The 15,844-nt window shown below is 60.3% G+C and carries 11 protein-coding genes and 2 pseudogenes; 8 read left to right on the top strand and 5 right to left on the bottom strand.

Translation table 11 applies throughout. The features are described 5' to 3' along the window. Nucleotides 1–54: 54 nt before the first annotated feature. Nucleotides 55–1,653, top strand: coding sequence for an ABC transporter substrate-binding protein (locus ACQZ6F_RS27990; protein ID WP_449095141.1), 1,599 nt, complete (start codon nucleotides 55–57; stop codon nucleotides 1,651–1,653). 9 nt (nucleotides 1,654–1,662) lie between these two features. On the opposite strand, the gene ACQZ6F_RS27985 is transcribed toward ACQZ6F_RS27990, so the two are convergent. The 4 genes from ACQZ6F_RS27985 to ACQZ6F_RS27970 are packed head-to-tail and all read right to left on the bottom strand — an operon-like array spanning nucleotide 1,663 to nucleotide 6,722. Next, complete coding sequence (locus ACQZ6F_RS27985; protein WP_449095142.1) at nucleotides 1,663–2,823, bottom strand: acyl-CoA dehydrogenase family protein; 1,161 nt, start codon at nucleotides 2,821–2,823, stop codon at nucleotides 1,663–1,665. Nucleotides 2,824–2,843: 20 nt separating this feature from the next. Then, the gene (locus ACQZ6F_RS27980) at nucleotides 2,844–3,881 is read right to left on the bottom strand and encodes an ABC transporter substrate-binding protein (RefSeq protein WP_449095143.1); all 1,038 of its coding nucleotides are present in this window, start codon (nucleotides 3,879–3,881) and stop codon (nucleotides 2,844–2,846) included. Nucleotides 3,882–3,892: 11 nt separating this feature from the next. Further along, complete coding sequence (locus ACQZ6F_RS27975) at nucleotides 3,893–5,074, bottom strand: LLM class flavin-dependent oxidoreductase (RefSeq protein WP_449095144.1); 1,182 nt, start codon at nucleotides 5,072–5,074, stop codon at nucleotides 3,893–3,895. A 43-nt stretch (nucleotides 5,075–5,117) separates the two neighbouring features. Then, nucleotides 5,118–6,722: an ABC transporter substrate-binding protein gene (locus ACQZ6F_RS27970; protein ID WP_449095145.1), complete on the bottom strand. Its 1,605-nt coding sequence runs from the start codon at nucleotides 6,720–6,722 to the stop codon at nucleotides 5,118–5,120. Between the two features lie 288 nt (nucleotides 6,723–7,010). On the opposite strand from ACQZ6F_RS27970, the pseudogene ACQZ6F_RS27965 reads away from it, so the two are divergent. The 6 genes and pseudogenes from ACQZ6F_RS27965 to ACQZ6F_RS27940 all read left to right on the top strand — a co-directional run. Next, a pseudogene (locus ACQZ6F_RS27965) lies at nucleotides 7,011–7,292 on the top strand (ABC transporter permease); the annotation flags it as partial. Then, nucleotides 7,286–8,113 (top strand): annotated as a pseudogene (locus ACQZ6F_RS27960) (ABC transporter ATP-binding protein); the annotation flags it as partial. The pseudogenes ACQZ6F_RS27965 and ACQZ6F_RS27960, both read left to right, overlap by 7 nt. Then, complete coding sequence (locus tag ACQZ6F_RS27955) at nucleotides 8,091–9,026, top strand: ABC transporter ATP-binding protein (protein ID WP_449095146.1); 936 nt, start codon at nucleotides 8,091–8,093, stop codon at nucleotides 9,024–9,026. The pseudogene ACQZ6F_RS27960 and the gene ACQZ6F_RS27955, both read left to right, overlap by 23 nt. Before the next feature lie 15 nt (nucleotides 9,027–9,041). Further along, nucleotides 9,042–10,100, top strand: a complete 1,059-nt coding sequence (locus ACQZ6F_RS27950) for an aldo/keto reductase (protein WP_449095147.1) — start codon at nucleotides 9,042–9,044, stop codon at nucleotides 10,098–10,100. Nucleotides 10,101–10,163: 63 nt separating this feature from the next. Then, a complete protein-coding gene (locus tag ACQZ6F_RS27945; RefSeq protein WP_449095148.1) occupies nucleotides 10,164–11,399 on the top strand; it encodes an acyl-CoA dehydrogenase family protein in 1,236 nt (411 codons plus the stop codon). A 3-nt stretch (nucleotides 11,400–11,402) separates the two neighbouring features. Further along, nucleotides 11,403–12,824, top strand: a complete 1,422-nt coding sequence (locus ACQZ6F_RS27940) for an FAD/NAD(P)-binding protein (protein ID WP_449095149.1) — start codon at nucleotides 11,403–11,405, stop codon at nucleotides 12,822–12,824. Between the two features lie 61 nt (nucleotides 12,825–12,885). On the opposite strand, the gene ACQZ6F_RS27935 is transcribed toward ACQZ6F_RS27940, so the two are convergent. After that, nucleotides 12,886–14,505, bottom strand: coding sequence for an ABC transporter substrate-binding protein (locus ACQZ6F_RS27935; RefSeq protein ID WP_449095150.1), 1,620 nt, complete (start codon nucleotides 14,503–14,505; stop codon nucleotides 12,886–12,888). A 327-nt stretch (nucleotides 14,506–14,832) separates the two neighbouring features. Between ACQZ6F_RS27935 and ACQZ6F_RS27930 the strand changes: the two genes are divergently transcribed. Beyond that, nucleotides 14,833–15,843 (top strand): LysR substrate-binding domain-containing protein, encoded by a 1,011-nt coding sequence (locus ACQZ6F_RS27930; protein WP_449095151.1) that lies wholly within the window; start codon nucleotides 14,833–14,835, stop codon nucleotides 15,841–15,843. Nucleotide 15,844 lies beyond the last annotated feature (1 nt).

The raw sequence follows: 15,844 nt of genomic DNA, 5'->3' as shown, positions 1-15,844 counted from the left end.
CAGGGAATGGGACGCTGAGCCCAAAGCCTATGCCAATCCATCGGAGCAAAGCCAATGTCGATCAATCGCCGCCAATTTCACCAATTGCTGCTGCTCGGGGGCGCCGGCCTGGCGTTCGGTATTCCGCAACTCGCAGATGCCGCAGACATACCGGTCAGTGGCGGAACCCTCAACTGGGCCTATTACCCCGACCCCACCGCGCTGATTGCCATCAACACCTCTTCAGGCACAGGCCAGGCGATCGGGCCCAAGGTGAACGAGGGGTTGCTCGATTTCGACTATGATCTCAATCCCACTCCGCTCCTGGCGACGTCGTGGTCTGCAAGTGCCGACGGACTGCGCTATACCTTCGCGCTCCGCAAAGGCGTCAAGTGGCATGATGGCAAGGATTTCACCTCAGAGGACGTCAAGTTCACGATTTTTCGCCTGAAGGAAGCGCATCCGCGCGGGCGCATCACCTATCAGAACGTCACATCGGTCGAGACACCCGATCCGCTAACGGCCATCATCGTGCTTTCCAAGCCGGCGCCCTATCTGATCTCGGCGCTCGGCAGTTCGGAATCGCCGATCGTGCCGAAACATGTCTACGAGACCTTCAAGCCGACCGAGCAGCCGACCCTCGCGCAGACGATCGGCACAGGTCCATTCATTCTCAAGGAATGGGTGCCCGGCAGCCATCTGATCTTCGATCGCAATCCGGATTACTGGGATGCGCCGAAGCCCTATCTCGACCGCATCGTCCTGCGGGTTATCCTTGATCCGGCGGCCAGAGCCGCAGCGCTGGAAACCGGCGAGATCGACATCGGGGCGAACCCGGTTCCTCTATCGGACATCGAGCGATTGAAGGCCAATGCCAATCTTGTGGTCGATACCACGACCTATGCCTATTCGGGGCCGCAGCAACAGCTGTTCTTCAACTACGAGAACGAGATCCTGACCAAGAAGGACGTGCGCCTCGCCATCGCGCATGCCATCGATTTGCAGAAGCTTGTCGATATCGCCCTGTTTGGCTACGGCCAGGTCTCGCCCAGTCCGATCAGCACCGCACTGCCGAAATGGTATGATCCGAGCATCAAGGCGCGCGAGCCCGATCCGAAGCTTGCCAACAAGCTGTTGGACGATGCCGGCTATCCGCGCGGTGCCAACGGAACGCGGTTCAAGCTGCGGCTCGCCTATAATTCCTTCCTGCAGCCCTCCTATGCCGATTTCATCAAGCAGTCGCTTGCCGTTGTCGGCATCGATGCCGAAATCCTCAAGCTCGATCTCGCGACCTTCCTGAAGACCGTCTACACGGATCGTGCCTGGGATCTGGTCATCGAGTCGCTGTCCAACACCTTTGACCCGACGCTCGGGGTGCAGCGAGCCTATTGGTCGAAGAACTTCAAGATCGGCCTGGTGTTCTCCAATGCCAGCCATTACTCGAACCCGGAGGTCGACGCGCTGCTGGAGGCAGCCGCGACAGAGCCGGATGAAGCCAAGCGCCGTCAGATCTGGTACAAATTCCAGCACGTCATTCATGACGACGTGGTGTCGGTTGATCTGGTCGCGGCAGGCGCGCAGATCGTCGCCAACAAGCGTGTGAAGAATTTTGCGCCGGGTGCGCAGGGGATCAACAACAGTTTTGGCCAGATCTGGCTTAGCCCGAGCGCCTAAGCGGTGGAACTAGGAGCCGGCTACATTCAGCCGGCTCAATGCATTCCTTGCCGCGATCGTGCGGATCATGTGACTTTGCGGCGCGTGGGAGCGGGCGGTGATCGCATCGCGATGGTGCCGTTCAAGCTGGAAGTCGCGATTGAGGCCTGGATTACCGGCAAGGTCGAGCGCCAGGCTGGTGATGGCAACGGCATTGTCGATGACGACGTGACGAACATTCATGCCGTCCATCCCCACAGGCCTGCCGGCATCGACATCCTCTCCAAGCGATCGCAGCAAGCGTGCATTGGTGGCAAGCCGCACCTCTATGTCGCCAAGTCCATCCTGGATGCGTGGCACCGTGGCAATGGGTGCGCCGAGGCTGGCCGGGGCGTGTTGGCTGACGAAGCTGATCAGACGGTCGCGCGCCGACCTTGCCACACCGTGATAGACGGCGCCGATCAGGCCGAAAAAGAAGGCGGCCGCGTGCTCGTCGCGCCGGATTGGCTCTGCGGCCGGTTGGCCTTCGATGAGGTCATCCAACGGGATCGACACGTCATCGAGAATGATATCATCGCTTGCTGTTGCATGCATGCCGGCGGCATTCCAGCTCTTCTCAATACGCAGGCCGGGTGCGTCCGTTGGCACCAGAAACGAGGCGCGGCGCGGCTGTTCTTCGTCGGTGACGGCAAGCAGCGAGACCCACTTCAAGACGGGGATGCCGGTGACGTAGCTCTTATGACCGGAGATGCGCCAGCGATTACCATCGCGGCGGGCGATCGTTTCGGGGAGGGCGCCATGGGCGGGAGAGCCGATACGCGGTTCTGCCTGTGCGTTGTTGATCAGCGCGACCCCGCGTTGGTTGGCTAAAAGCACTCTTTGCGCAAGATGGGGCGGCCATTCGCCGAAGCGCCGGATGGTAAAATGCGAGTTGTAATGCATGGCAAGCACGAGGGCGGTCGAGGGCTCGCCGCGGGCTATCTCGCTGATAACGGCCTGGGCCGCGGTCAGGCCCTCGCCAAGGCCGCCGTATTCCCGCGCGCTCACGAATCCCAGAAGACTGGCCTCGAAAAGCCTGTCGAAGTTTTCAAACGGAAAGGCACCGGTCGCATCATGATGGGCGGCTGTCGCCGAAAAATCATCGGCAAGGCGCTTCGCCCTGCCGATCACATGGTGAAGCTCTTCAGTCATATCGGTCGTGTCGCCTTTCGTCAGGCAACTGCGCGAGCCGCAAAGCCATCGATATGCCGGCGGTCCACCCAATCCGCGATGTCGAAATCCGCGGCCAGAAAACCGAAGTCGCGCAGGAAGTTCTTGTAGTGCTCGACGGCATCGACAAGCTCCGGCTCCAGTCCGAGGCCCAGATGTCGGTGAACCTCCGCACCATTGGCAGCCAGGACCTGCTCTTCCGTCGCGCCGGATTCGCGTGCCACGAAACGTCTCGTTTCTTCGGGGTGGGCCTGCGCCCAGGCGCTGGCCTTGAAGATCGCCTCGATGAGCTTGCGAACGAGATCGGGACGCTCCTCGGCAAGCAGTTCATCCACGGTCAGCACGCGTGGCGAGCCGGAATTGATGCGGATCTTCGGATCGGGATGAAAGCCGAACTCGGCAACCTGAACAGCGCCGATGAGATTGGCGACATTGATGCCAGCGGTTCCCTTGACATAAATGGCATCGACGTCGCCGCGCAGCAGGGCAGCAATTTCCTCGCCGTAGGCCTGCCGGCGTTTCAGGCCGAAGAGCGACGGCCCCTCCTGGCTCGCAAGCACTGAATCGGCAAGCGCTATCTCGATAATTTCCACGTCCGTCTGAGACAGGCCTTCGAGCGATAGCGCCGAGATTAGGCCTTTCAGCGCGGTTGCGCGCATGAAATCGACGATCCCTTCCGGACGGCGAGCGATGCCGAAGCGGCGGCCTTTCAGATCCTTCGTCGTCTTGATCCCGGTTCCCGGCAGGGTGATGATCGCCTGAAACTCGTCCGTCCAGGTGATGCCGACAAGGCGCGTGCGGCGGCCTTCCGAGCGGGCGCGAATGGGTGGCACGTTGCCGCCATGGCGGAAGGACCAGTCGAGCGTATGGTTGAAGTGGCTCTGGCGGATGTTGCGGTCAGGTGAATCGATAATCGATTTCAGCGTCACGCCCTCGGCGCGGAAACCCTCTTCGAGATAGCCGAGCTGAGCCGCAAGACCGACAGGCGTCGGCACGGGGCAACGCGTGTACCAGATTTCGGAAATGGCATTGCTGGTCATGATCGTCCCTTTCAGTTGCGCAGGCCGGCCTGTTTCATCAGCGGCAGCACGTCGCTGCCGAAGAATTCCAGATCGTCGCGGAAATCGAAGAAGCTGAGCTGCAGGCCGTCGACGCCGGCGGCTTTCAATTTGACGAATTGATCGACCACCTGTTCCGGCGAGCCTATGACGCGGATATTGCCGCCGATGAAGCGATAAGGGTCTTGCGCGTCGCGGCCCTTCCAGGCGTGCGCGTCGGAACTTAATGACTGGAAGCCCTGCGGTGAGCGCTGGTCACCATGGGCAACGATGCGGTCGGCGAGCTCCCAGGCTTCCTTCTCGGTTGGCCGACAGATGACCATCGGGTTCAAGAGCGTGCGCACAGTGCGGCCGATATCCGTGGCTGCATCCTTCACTCTCTTCGTATGGGCGGGCAGGGAGGCTAAAGCGCTGTCGATATCGGCGCCCGTCGGGCTGGTGATGAAGACGATGTCCGAATAGCGGGCGGCAAAGGCGATGCCGGCATCCGAGCCGGTGGCGTTCACCAGGATCGGCCGGCCGAAATTCGGCTTCGGTGTGACAAAGCCGCCGCCGAGTTTCCAGCTGCTCTGACCTTCGAAGGAGTAATTTTCATTGTCGCCCCACAAGCGCTGCACGACTTCGAGGAATTCCGCCGCCAGCTCATAGCGCTTGTCATGCTCGATGCGCGGCCATCCGAACATTTCGTGTTCGACGGCTCTGTGCCCGGTGACGACATTGATGCCCCAGCGGCCACCGGTGATGTGATCGAGGGTGGCGCCGAACTTGGCAAGGTGCAGCGGGTGCCATGGTCCGTAAAGGACATGCATGGTCGAAATCAGCATGATCTTCTTCGTGAGGCCCGCAAGGGCGGCCGTCGAGACGAAGCTGTCGAGCGCCTGTCCATCGAACACGCCACCGTAGCCGCCTTTCGGGAGCCATTGCGACAGCGCGAAGACCAGATCGAAACCCAGCTCTTCCGCCCGCAAGGTCAGCGCCTTGTTGTAATCGAAGCGCCAGTCGGTCGAGCGTTCAAGCGTCGATTGCGTCCAGCCGCCGGCCTGGATCGGCAGAAACAGGCCGAGCAGAACCGGTTGCGTCGCCAGAGCCTGCGACAAAGGACTGTCCGGAAAATCCGTCGGTGCGGGAAATTTCGGAAGCCCTACGATGGAGCCGGGCGCGTGTTGGATGGACATGGCGTTCGCTTGCTTTCGATGGTTCGAGCTTTGGCTGCTGCCCTCAGGCGGAGGCGATGTAAGCGTAGGCAAGGCTGCCACCGACGCCCTCGCCACCCAGCGTGTGGTCGGCTATGCGCTTGTTGTATATGGTCAATTCCGGCTGGCTGACGATGTCGATCGCGGGGAGATCCTCGACCAGGATCTGCTGGATCTCGCGCCATTGCTCGACACGCTTCTTTGGATCGACTTCGATTGCGGCGGCTTCGAGCAGGGCGTCGACCTTCGGATTGCTGTAGGCCGACCCATTCGAGAACGGCACGCCGGGCTTGAAGTTCTTGCTCCAGTAAAGCCGCTGCACGCCGACCGTCGGGTCGAAGAGATTGCTCATGCCCTCATAGGCAAAATCAAAATCGCGGTCGGTGTAGATGCGCTTGGTGTAGGTGGCGAAATCCTGGCTGCGCACGGTAACGTCGATTCCGACCTTCGCGAGGGCCTGGCGGATATATTCGGAGCCGCGGCTGTAGGGTTCGCCGCTCGGCACGTAATCGAGGCTGACGCGCAGGCGCACGCCATCCGAACCGCGGGGATGGCCGGCTTCGTCGAGCAGCTTCTCGGCGGCAGCAAGATCGATCGGATAGGTCTTCAAATCGGCGACAAACCACTTCGTCAGATTGGGATTTATCGGCCCGGGGATCGGCTCGCCATAACCATAGTTGATGGTGTTTCGGATCACCTTCCGGTCGATAACGTGTGCGAAGGCCTGCCGCACACGGATGTCCTTGAAGACCGGGCGCTCCAGGTTGAATTCGATACGGCTGACGCCGTTGGAATATTGGTAGCCGCGGCTCTCAAACGCCAGATTCGGCAGGTCCTTGAAACGTTCAAGATCGCTGAGAGGAACCGGTGTCGATGGCGCCAGATCGATTTCACCCGTCTCGATTGCGATGGACCGCGCGGCCGCATCCGGTATGAAGCGGACGATCAGCTGGTCGAGATAGGGCCGAGGCTGATCCCAGTAGTCGGGATTGCGCTCATAAACGATATGGCTACCGCGCACCCATTCCTTGAACTTGAAGGGACCGGTGCCGACGGGCGCCAGATTGACCGGATTTTCGGCAATCTTTGTGCCTTCGTAAAGATGGCGCGGCACGATCGGGGATTCGGATGCGGCCAGGGCCGTGATCAGATAAGGCGCGGGCTTGGAGAGAACCAGGATCGCGGTCAGCGGATCGGGCGTCTCGATCTCGACAAGATTGAGGAAGGTGTTGCGCCCGCGTGGGTGCACATCCTTGAGGGTCTTGATTGAGAAGGCGACGTCGTCGGAGGTGAACGGCTTGCCGTCATGCCATTTGACGCCCTCGCGCAGCTTGAACGTATAGCGCAACCCATCAGCGCTCACGCTCCATTGCGTGGCGAGCAATGGCTGCGGATTGAGATCGAAATCATAGGTGAGCAGTCCTTCGGTCGTCTTGGGCGAGACATAGACCGAGTTGAATGCCGTATGGGCGATCGTCGTCAGGACCGGTGGCTCTGCCGAGAGAAGGAAGACAGCCGTGCCACCGCGGGCAGGGGCGGCAAGGGCCGGCAGACCGGCTGCGATGGTCGCGCCGAAGGCTGCGGAAGCAAGCAGAAGATTGCGGCGGGTGATTGCCGGAAATTTTTTCATCTGGGTCTGGCCTAGCAAAATGGAACCGTCTTTTGCTTGTGCGGCGGTCCCTGGTTTTATGTTCCCGAAGAAGCGGATCCTTTAGGGTTTTTTATCTCGTCTCACCGGCAACTTGGAAAGTTGACGTGCATATGGGATATTTGTCGGTAAAAATTACTAATACATACGGCGGAAATGATGGTTTCTGGAAATATTTACCAATACTGATTTGACAAAAGCTACAGATTTAGTCAACTACTATTGCGATGCAGCGTCTACAAATTTCATGGCGCTGCCCGGGAAGTTGCGATGTCAGCTTACAAGCGGATAGGACAAACAATACGGCGAACGGCCATTCAGGCGGTGCCGACCGTGCTTGGCATCGTCATCCTGAATTTCTTCCTGCTGCAGCTGGCGCCGGGAGATGCGGCTGATGTCATGGCGGCAGAGGCAGGGTCGGCGACTGTGGAGACCATGGCTGCGCTAAGGGAGCGTTTCGGCCTCGACAATCCAATCCTGGTGCAGCTTGCAAACTATCTCAACAATCTCGCCCATTTCAGCCTGGGCTTTTCGCCCCGCTACGGCATGCCAAGACAGGCGGCGAAATCCTCTTCGATGGGCGCGATTTGTTGAAATTGCCCGAGAAAGAGCTGCGCAGCATTCGCGGGCGTGACATCGCCATGATCTTTCAGGAGCCGATGACCTCGCTCAATCCGGTGATGAGGATTGGCGATCAGATCGTTGAGGTCCTGCGCATCCACGAGCGGCTAAGCCGTAAGCAGGCCCGCCTGCGCGCGATCGAATTGCTCGATCTCGTCAGCATCCCCGATGCGGCAAAGCGGGTGGACGACTATCCGCATCAGCTTTCCGGCGGCATGCGCCAGCGCGTGATGATCGCGATCGCGGTTGCTTGCAGCCCGAGGCTGCTGATTGCCGATGAGGCGACGACAGCGCTCGATGTGACGATCCAGGCCCAGGTGCTACAGCTTCTCGATCGCCTGCGCAGCCAACTGAACATGGCTGTCATTTTGATCACCCATGATCTCGGCATCGTCGCGCAATGGGCCGATCGGGTCGTCGTGATGTATGCCGGCCGCAAGATCGAGCAGGGCCTGCCCGACGTGCTCTTCGAAACGCCATACCACCCCTATACGCAAGGCCTGCTGGCGGCGTCGCCGCGGCTGAAGGCCGATTATCATTACCGCGATGGGCCGCTGACGGAAATTCCGGGTTCGATCGTATCGGCGGCAGCAGAAGAGGGCTGTGCGTTCCGTCCGCGCTGTCCGGTCGCGCGATCCGCATGCGGTTCCTCCGTCCCGGCTTTGGTACAGCTTTCGGCCGAGCGCGAGGTTGCCTGTCCCTATGTTCCAGCCATTGCGGAGGCATCCTATGCCGCTTCTGTCCGTCGATAGGCTCTCGACGCATTATCCGGCGATGGATGGAACCGTGCGTGCCGTGGATGATGTCTCGCTTGAGATCGTCGAGGGCGAAACGGTCGCGCTTGTCGGCGAATCCGGCTGTGGCAAGTCGACGCTCGGCAAATCGCTGATGCGTCTCGTCAATCCAACATCCGGTCAGGTGACGTTCAAGGGGCGTGACGTTGCCGCGATGACGGGCAAGGAATTGCGGTCTGTTCGCCGGCATATCCAGATGATCTTCCAGGATCCGTTTGCCTCTCTCAATCCGCGCCAGACGATCCGGACCATCCTGACGGCGCCGCTCGCCGTTCATGGCATCGGCGATCGCAAAAGCCGAGAGGCCATTGCTGCCTCGATGGTCGTCCATGTTGGCTTGCCGGCCGATTCTCTCGATCGTTATCCGCATGAATTTTCCGGCGGCCAGCGCCAGCGCATCGGCATTGCCCGGGCGCTGATCCTGCAGCCGGAACTGGTGATATGCGACGAGCCGGTCTCGGCGCTCGATCTCTCCATTCAGGCACAGATCCTCAATCTCTTGGTCGAGATGAAGTCCGAACTATCGCTTTCCTACCTGTTCATCTCTCACGATCTTTCGGTTGTGCGTTATTTCGCCGATCGTGTCCTCGTCATGTATCTCGGGCGCATCGTCGAGAGCGCTCCGACGGCAAAGCTCTGGAACGAGGCCAAGCATCCCTATACGCGGGCGCTTCTCGCCGCCGTACCCGATCCGTCACGGCGCAAGCAGGCAGCACCGATTAGTGGCGATCTGCCGAGCCCTCACAATCCGCCCACCGGCTGTCGTTTCCACACCCGTTGTCCGCTCGCGACCGACATCTGTCGGAGTGATGACCCCACCTACACGCAATTCGGCGACGGTCACTCAGTCGCCTGCCATCACGCCCAATAGAACTGGAGAATAATCATGGTCGACTATCGCTATCTCGGACGCAGCGCATTGAAGGTGTCGCCGCTCAATCTCGGAACGATGATGTTCGGTGGTCCGACACCGGATGATGTTGCCTTCCGCATCATCGACAAGGCCCGCGAGCAGGGGATCAATTTCATCGACACGGCCGATGTCTATCACGACGGCAAGTCGGAGGAAGTGGTCGGTCGCGGCATCAAGGCGCACCGGGATCACTGGGTTCTCGCGACAAAATTCGTCAACTCGCACAAGAAGGGCCCGAACCTTGGCGGCCATTCACGCAAGTGGGTGATCGAGACTGTCGAGAATTCGCTGCGCCGACTCAACACCGACTATATCGATATTCTCTATTTCCACCGCGCCGTCTTCGATGCACCGCTGGAAGAGCCGGTGCGCGCCATTGCCGATCTCATCCGCGCTGGCAAGCTGCGTTATTTCGGCGTTTCGAATTTCCGCGGTTGGCGTATCGCCGAAATCTCCCATCTGGCCGATCAGCTTGGCATCGATCGCCCGGTTGCAAGCCAGCCGCTCTACAACATCGTCAACCGCACGGCCGAGGCCGAACAGCTGCCGGCAGCCCATCACTACGGCCTCGGCGTCGTCTCCTATTCGCCGCTGGCGCGTGGCGTGCTGACAGGCAAGTATGAGCCGGGTCAGGCGCCGGCCGCCGATACCCGCGCCGGCCGTGGCGACAAGCGCATTCTCGAAACCGAATGGCGCCCGGAATCGATCGCGATCGCCAGGGAGATCGCCGATCACGCCAAGGCCAAGGGCGTTACGCCGACCGAGTTTGCGATCGCCTGGGTGCTCAACAACAAATTGATTACCTCCGCCATTACCGGCCCGCGCACAGAGGAACATTGGGATAGCTATATCCGCGCCCTCGACGTCAAGCTCGACGCAAGGGATGAAGCACTGGTCGACCGGCTGGTTGCGACCGGTCATCCGTCGACGCCGGGCTTCAACGATCCGAGCCATCCTGTCGAAGGCCGTGTCCCCCTTAGTGGTGCGGCCGGCGCGGAAAACGTCGTGCCGCTTGCGCGCGCCGTTGCCTGAATGATTATGCCTCAGGCCCCACCTCGGTGGGGCCTGTTTCCTCCTGGCGCCGAAAGAGCCCCTATGCCGAACACAGCCTCATCCGCCATTCCAACCGCTCCCGCCGCGAATGATCGAGCAGCACTTCTGGCGAAGATACCCGATCTTGCCGCTGAGATTTCAAAGGAGGCCGGGCGCCGGGATCTTGAACGGGAGCTGCCGCACGAGGCTTTCCGGCTGTTCAAGGAGGCCGGCCTCGGCGCGCTGCGCATTCCCGTGGCACTTGGCGGGCCAGGCGGCTCGGTGGCCGACTATATCGACATGATCATGGCGATCGGGGCTGCCGATTCCAACGTTGCCCATGCGCTTAGAAGCCACTTCAATTTTACCGAGGCCTTGCTGCTCAATCCCAACAGTGCGCTCGACCGCACCCAGCTTTCCCGTGTCCTGGGAGGCAAGCTCTTTGGTGGCGCCCATACCGAGCAGGGAACCAGGCGCCCGGGTGATGTGACGGCGCGGCTGACCAAATCAGGGGAAAGCTACAGGCTCAACGGTCGCAAATGGTACGCGACCGGCACGGCCTTTGCCGATTTCGCCTCGTTCAGCGCCAGGAATGATGAAGATCAGCTCGCGAGCGTGCTTTTGCCCGTCGATCGCAAGGGGATCACCATCCTCGACGATTGGGACGGCATGGGGCAGCGCCTGACGGCAAGCGGCGGCGTCCTGCTGGAGGACGTGGAGGTCCTGCCGCATGAAATCTCGACGCGCGGCCTGAACACGCTGATTGGCCGTCATACATCGACGCTACGCCAGCTTCACTTGGCAGCCTCGATGGCAGGTGCGGTTCGCGGCGTGCTTGCGGAGGGCACGGACTATGTGCGCAAACAGGCGCGCTCGGCCGCCCATAGCCCCGCTGAAACGGCCAATGCCGATCCCTTCGTACAAAAGATACTGGGCGAGATCGCCGCCGGCTCCTTTGCCGTTGATACGCTGATCCGCGAAAGCGCCCGTGCGCTCGATCGGACAGCGGAAGCCTTCGCCAGTGATGACCTGCAAAGGCTGGAGGCGGCTCTGGTTGAAAGCGCTCTGACGACGGCACGCACCCAGATCGTCGCATCACAGCTGGCGCTTGCGGCTGCGACCAACGTGTTCGAACTGGGCGGTGGTTCGGCGACGTCTCGTCATCTCAATCTCGACCGGCACTGGCGCAATATCCGTACCGTGCTCAACCATAATCCGCTGCTGCACAAAGCACGCGTGGTTGGCGACTATTACATCAACGGCACGACGACGCATCTGGAAGAAGGCAAGGTCTTCTAAGCCATGCACGCGGATTTACGCTCACACTATTCGATCGTCATCGTCGGTGGCGGTTTTGCCGGCGCGCTGACGGCGTTGAAGCTACTCGACCGGACCGAAGTGCCGCTATCGATCACGATCCTGGAGCCTCGGGAGGAGCTTGGACGCGGCGTCGCCTATAGCACGCCCGAGGCTGTCCATCTCCTCAACGGTCCGGCCGGCACATTTTCAATTCATCCGGAAGAGCCGGACCATCTGACGCGCTGGCTCGCCGACAATGCCTCGCGCTATGGCTGGACGCTGCCTGCGGATATCTCCGCAAGCTTTCCGCCGCGCCATCTCTATGGCACTTACGTCCGCGATGAGCTGAGCCGCGCGATCGCACAGGCGCGTGCCGGATCGACTTTGCAGCATATCCGATCTTCGGCATCCGAACTTATTGCTGCGCCGCACAGGGTTCGGATCAAAACAGAGGATGGCAAACAGATCGAAGCGGATGAGGTGGTTCTGGCTCTTGGCGTGTTCCAGCCCGACCCCGCGCCGAGGGAAGCGCCTGTTGCAGGCCATCCGGCTTTTGCGGCTTCACCGTGGGATGCCACCGTACTCGACCGCCTTCGGGAGGCTGAAGAGATTCTTCTGATCGGCTCCAGCCTGTCGATGGTCGACGCGGTGGCCAGCATGGAGGCGCGGGGTTTTCGCGGTGGATATCATGTCATATCCCGTCGGGGCCAATTCATCGAAGACCGACGGGATGCCGAACCGGCGCGAGACTTCCTTGCCGAACAAGCATTTCCGACAACGGCACGCTCGTTGCTATCGATCGTCAAGTCGGAGCGTCGCGCGCTTGCCGCAGCCGGCAAGGACTGGCAGGGTCTCCCAATCGCCATCAGACCGCATATTCTGACGCTTTGGCAAAAGGCTGACGATGTCGAGCGCTTGCGCTTTGCCCGCCACCTTCGCGCTTTCTGGGATGTGACGGCGCATCGCGCGGCACCGGACAGCTACCGTGCCGTCACTCAGGCGATCGCCGAGGGCCGCCTCCGGCACCAGACGGCGAGATTGATCGCAATGAAGCCCGCCGCCCGCCGGATCTCGGCGACGTTGAAGAGCCGAACCGGTGTTGAAACGCGCTCTTTCGGCGGGGTCATCGATTGCCGTGGCCATCAGCTGCATGATTGGCGGCGCATTTCCGCCCCCTTTGTCCGCAGCCTGCTCGAAAGCGGTGAGGTTCGTCCGCACAACACCGGCTTTGGCATCGATGCCACTGTCGATGGTGATATCATCTCCGAGGAAGGGCGGATCCATCGCAACATCAGCGCGATCGGCCATCCGCTGCGCGGCGTTGCCTGGGAATCGAGTTCGATCACGGAACAGCGGGCCCAGGCGATCGCGCTTGCCGACCGCATTTTGGGCAAACTCACGCCGCTTGCTCTTGTCGCCTCTTAAAGCATGACAATAAAAAAGGGGCGTATCATCGCCCCTTTATAATCGTCTGACAGGTAGTGCCTCAGCCTTCGCCTTCCTTGATGTAGACATCGGCGAAATTCGATTGCACGCCTTCGACGCCGGTGGTGTGATTCTTGACGCGCTTGTTGAAGACGGTGACGTTTTCGAGCGCGATCAGATTGATCACCGGAAGGTCTTCGGCGATGATCTTCTGGAAGTCGTTGAATTCCTGCTTGCGCTTCGCCTCATCAACCTCGACGGATGCAGCCTCGAGCAGGCGATCGACCTCCGCGTTCTGGTAGTGGCTGGCATTGGAAAACGGCAAACCGATCTTAAAATTCTTCGACCAGTAGACGCGCTGCACGCCAAGCGTCGGGTCAAACTGATTGCCGAGATATTCGGCGGTAAGATCGAAGGCGCGCTCGTTGTAGACCTTCTGGATATAGGTCGAAAAATCGTAGGAATCGATGCTGGCAATGATGCCGATGCGCGCAAGGTTTTGTTTCAAATATTCGGCGACGCGCTTGAAGCCTTCATTGTAGGAATTGTGGGTCAGACGAAGCGTGAAGCGGGTGCCGCTGCCATCGGGCTTGTAGCCTGCCTCGTCGAGCAATGTTTCGGACGCCTTGAGATCGAAGGCATAGGGCTTGATAGAGGCGTCGGAATAATCAGGCAGGAAGGTGCTGATCGGCGTCGGAGAGACGTGGCCGTAGCCGTACCAGACCGTATTGAGAATAACGTTGAGATCAATCGCATGGGCGATCGCGCGTCGGACGCGGACATCTTTCAGATAGTCGTTGTCGAGATTGAGGATAAGCTGCGTCTGGTCACCCTTGGTCTCGTAGCCGCGGGAATCGATGCCGATGTTCGGCAGCGCCTTGATGCGCTCGAGATCGGCAAGCGGAATGGGATTATCGCCACCGAGATCGAATTCGCCGGTCTCGAAGCCTGCTGCGCGAGCGGCGCCATCGGGCACGAAACGCACGACGACCTGGTCGAGATAGGGCTTGCCCGTATCCCAATAATCCGGATTGCGTTCCAGGATGATATGGGAGCCGCGAACCCATTGCCGGAAGATGAAGGGACCGGTGCCGATGGGCGCACTGCCGTTCGGGTTGATCGGAACATCGGCGATCTTGACGCCTTCGTAGACATGTTTCGGCACGATGGGCGATTCTGCCGCATAGAGTGCTTTCAACAGGTAGGGCGCCGGTTTGGAGAGGCGGAAAATCGCCGTCAGATCGTCCGGCGTCTCCACTGCCGTGACATTGGCGAAGGTGCCGCGTCCGCGCGGATGGACCTGCTTCAGAAGCTCGATCGAATAGGCCACATCGGCCGATGTGAATGGCTTGCCGTCATGCCATTTGACGTTCGGCCGCAATTTGAACGTATAGGTCAACCCATCGGCGCTCACAGACCATTCGGTGGCCAGTTGCGGCTTCGCCTTGAAGTCGAAATCGTAGGTCAGCAATCCCTCGGTGATCTTCGGGCTGATCTTCTGTGTGCCGCCGGCTGTATGGGCGAGAGCGAGGATCGTCGGCGGTTCAGGCTCGACGATGAAATTGAGCGTCCCGCCTCGCGGTGGCTGCGTCTCGGCGGCATGGGTTTTGAGAGATGGCAGCAGCGTCGCGGCAGTGGACAGCAGCAGCAATTGGTTGAAACGGCGGCGGTTGATGGTCATGTCGTGGTCCCTTGCTGAAGCTGAAGCATCCGCGATCGCATAGGTGGCGGAGAGACCGCCAGTTCCGAAAGCCCGACCATCTTCAGGGTGCGGGCGTGCAAAACGGAAGAATGTTTTTCTCACCCGTCGGCGAAGAAAAGCTTTTCACGCTCCGTCTTGTTGGAGCGGCTACGAGTCCTGTAATCTAGTAAAAATATAGACTATTTCTCGATTTTAGTTTTTGCTTCCGCTGCCTTGGTGCAGCATGGAAGAAAATGTTCGTCGTCTTTCAGACAAACGCAAAGCGCGTTCTCGTCTTTGATGGTCGGTTTGTGCTGCAATCGGCTCATGAACACTGTTGCCAGCACACGAAAAAAAACCATCCAGCCGACCTTGGCGCGCTTGCCGCCATTGACGTCGCTGCGCGCCTTCGTCGCCACCGCGCGGCACCTGAATTTTCTCGGTGCTGCCGATGAATTACACGTCACCTCGGCGGCCGTCGGCCAGCAGATCCGGCTGCTGGAGGATTATCTCGGGCAGCCGCTTTTCCACCGGACACGCGGACAGCTGCAACTGACCACCGCCGGCCTTTCTCTGGTTCCCGGCCTGACGGATGCATTCGATGCCGTGTTGGCAACGATGACGCAGTTCGTCGCCAGCGATCACGATCTGCCCATCCGCGTTTCAGTGGCTCCGTCCTTTGCCAGCAAGTGGCTGATCCCGCGATTGAACGGTCTGAGACGCGCCGCACCGGGCCTGCAGGTTCTGGTCGACGCATCGACGCAGCTGAGCGATCTCAACAGGGATGACACGGATTGCGCTATCCGTTACGGCAGCGGCGGCTATCCGGGTCTTGTGGTCGATCATCTCTTCTCCGAGTCCGTCGTGCCGATCTGCAATCCGGAGTTTGCAGAGCGGCACTGGCTCTGGAACGATCCGCAGGCGATCGAAGGTGTGCCGCTCCTGCATGAGGATGGCGCCGAGCATGATCAGTCATGCCCGGACTGGAATGCCTGGCTGCGCGCCGAGGGTCTTTCCTATCGGCTCTCGCAGGGTGGTTTCCGTCTCAATCAATCATCCCTCGTCATCGACGCGGCGCTGGCCGGGCAGGGGCTTGGCCTCGGGAAGGTGCGTCTGGCGGAAGCGGAGTTGAGGGCGGGACGATTGGTCAGTCCTTTCGGCAGCCCGCAGCCCGTCAGCTTTTCCTATTTCTTCGTGACGACGCCGGCCAAGGCTCGGCTCGCGCGCGTGGAGTTGTTTCGCAATTGGCTTCAGGCCGAGACCAAGGCGCTGCGGGCAATCAGCGATGTCTTGCTGTGGAATTCACCCCGCAGGCTCGACATCGCCGCCGCCGAATAGG

The organism is Rhizobium sp. A22-96, assembly GCF_053521805.1.
Note: the sequence above shows the minus strand (reverse complement) of the source record. Positions and strands in the feature narration are given on the sequence as shown.